General features: G+C 47.8%; 1 protein-coding gene. It reads left to right on the plus strand.

Going from position 1 to position 1,068, the window contains the following annotated elements:
• Positions 1 to 1,068: elongation factor Tu (gene tuf / locus RH89_RS15420; RefSeq protein ID WP_004403892.1), on the plus strand; the 1,068-nt coding region annotated here is incomplete at both ends.

Raw genomic sequence — 1,068 nt, forward strand, 5'->3', positions numbered from 1 at the left:
CTAAAGAAAAATTTGAACGTACGAAACCGCACGTAAACGTTGGTACTATCGGCCACGTTGACCACGGTAAAACAACTCTAACTGCTGCAATCTGTACTACTCTAGCTAAAGTGTACGGCGGTGAAGCGAAAGACTTCGCATCTATCGATAACGCTCCAGAAGAGCGTGAGCGTGGTATCACAATCGCAACGTCTCACGTTGAGTACGACACTCCATCACGTCACTACGCACACGTAGACTGCCCAGGACACGCTGACTATGTTAAAAACATGATCACAGGTGCTGCGCAAATGGATGGTGGTATCCTAGTTGTAGCTGCGACTGATGGCCCAATGCCTCAAACTCGTGAGCACATCCTACTAGGCCGTCAGGTTGGTATCCCATACATCATCGTATTCATGAACAAGTGTGACATGGTTGATGATGAAGAGCTTCTAGAGCTAGTAGAAATGGAAGTTCGTGAACTTCTTTCTGAGTACGAATTCCCAGGTGATGACCTACCAGTAATCCAAGGTTCAGCTCTTGGCGCTCTAAACGGCGAAAAGCAGTGGGAAGACAAGATTGTTGAGCTTGCAGAAGCACTAGACTCTTACATCCCAGAGCCAGAGCGTGCTGTAGACCAGCCGTTCCTACTACCGATTGAAGACGTATTCTCAATCCAGGGTCGTGGTACAGTAGTAACTGGTCGTATCGAGCGTGGTATCCTAACAGTAGGTGACGACGTAGAGATCGTAGGTATCAAAGAAACGACAACTACTACATGTACTGGTGTAGAGATGTTCCGTAAGCTTCTAGACGAAGGTCGTGCGGGTGAGAACGTTGGTGCACTTCTACGTGGTACTAAGCGTGATGAAGTAGAGCGTGGTCAAGTACTGGCTGCACCTGGTTCAATCAACCCACACACTAAGTTCGAATCAGAAGTATACGTACTGTCTAAAGATGAAGGTGGTCGTCACACTCCATTCTTCAAAGGTTACCGTCCACAGTTCTACTTCCGTACAACTGACGTAACTGGTGACATCCAGCTTCCAGAAGGCGTTGAAATGGTAATGCCTGGCGACAACGTAC

The organism is Vibrio nigripulchritudo ATCC 27043 (assembly GCF_000222685.1).
Lineage (GTDB): Bacteria > Pseudomonadota > Gammaproteobacteria > Enterobacterales > Vibrionaceae > Vibrio > Vibrio nigripulchritudo.